The following is a 503-nucleotide window of genomic DNA, read 5'->3' on the forward strand; positions in this document are numbered from 1 at the left end:
CCACAGTTCGTGTTGTGGTTGGTGCCGCTGGTGATCCTGGCGCGACCGCGGATCGTCGAGTTCCTGGTCTGGCAGGTCATCGAGGTCTTCCACTGGTTCGCCATCTTCTCGTGGCTCTACGCCAACGGTGCGCAGACGCCCACGCTCGGGATGTGGACCACCGTCTACGTGGGGGCCGTCCTGCTTCACGTGGTCGCCGTCGTCGCGATCTGTGGTGCCACGGTTGGGGACATCCTGCGCGGCCGCGCCCCCCGGGACGTGGCCGGTGAAGCCGCTAATCTGAGCCCGGAACAAGCGTCACCCGGCGGACTGGATTCGTCGGCTGAGGGCGTTCGGGGACGGAATCGCAGGCAAGGGGAGGTGACGCATGGCTGAGGGAAAGAAGGGCAGACGCGGGGCCAACGGATTCGTGGTCTTCGTGATCGGCATCCTGGCCGTCCTGCTCTCCTTCCTGCTGCGCGTCCCGTGCCGGGTCCCCGAGTGGAACGTCTCCGAGCGCTTCC

At 66.8% G+C, this 503-nt stretch carries 1 pseudogene; it reads left to right on the plus strand.

Annotated elements, in window-relative coordinates:
• Nucleotides 1-375 (plus strand): annotated as a pseudogene (locus GTW58_RS14170) (hypothetical protein); the annotation flags it as partial.
• Nucleotides 376-503 lie beyond the last annotated feature (128 nt).

It is taken from the genome of Kocuria subflava, from assembly GCF_012163155.1.
Taxonomy (GTDB): Bacteria; Actinomycetota; Actinomycetes; order Actinomycetales; family Micrococcaceae; genus Kocuria; species Kocuria subflava.